We start from the raw sequence: 624 nt of genomic DNA, 5'->3' as shown, positions 1-624 counted from the left end.
GCGCGACGAGCAGCGGCGAGAGCAGGTTCAGCTCCACGATCTTCGAGTGGAAGCGCGGGCTGGCGTCCGCGGCCAGCGCGAAGGGCGCACCGCCCGCGTTGTTGACGACTGTGTCCAGGCGCCCGTGGGTGGCGACGATCGAGTCGATCATCGCCTGCACCTGTTCGGGGTCGCGGACGTCGCAGGCGATGAACTCCGCCGTCCGTCCGTCCACCTCGACCGGCTCGTCGCCGGGCCGTCGCGCGCACGTCACCACGGTCGCGCCCGCCCCGAGGAAGGCGCGGCTGATGCCGGCACCGACCCCTCGCACACCGCCGGTGACCAGCACCACGTTGCCGTCCAGACCTAGATCCACCTGTACCTCCGCTGTCAGGGATTCTCTGCGGGCCGGGGGTGCATCCGTCCCCTCGGGACGAACTCCGGCCCGACCCGCAGGTGTGCTAACTTACCAAGCAATCGCTTGGTTTGGCGACCTACCTAAGGAATCACGATGGGAATCACTTCCAAATCCGACGGGTCCGGCATCACCACGGTCACCGTCGACTACCCGCCTGTGAACGCAATCCCCTCGAAGGGATGGTTCGAACTGGCCGACGCAATCCGCGAAGCCGGCCAGGACATGGA

Annotated in this window: 1 protein-coding gene; it reads right to left on the bottom strand. The window is 67.5% G+C overall.

From position 1 onward, the window contains the following. On the bottom strand, positions 1-355 hold a 355-nt coding region (locus AC1DQC_RS19950), incomplete at its 3' end, for an SDR family NAD(P)-dependent oxidoreductase (RefSeq protein WP_477052966.1). Between the last annotated feature and the right edge of the window lie 269 nt (positions 356-624).

It is taken from the genome of Cellulomonas sp. P4_H12 (genome assembly GCF_056400905.1).
This window is presented reverse-complemented; position numbering and strand designations above follow the sequence as displayed.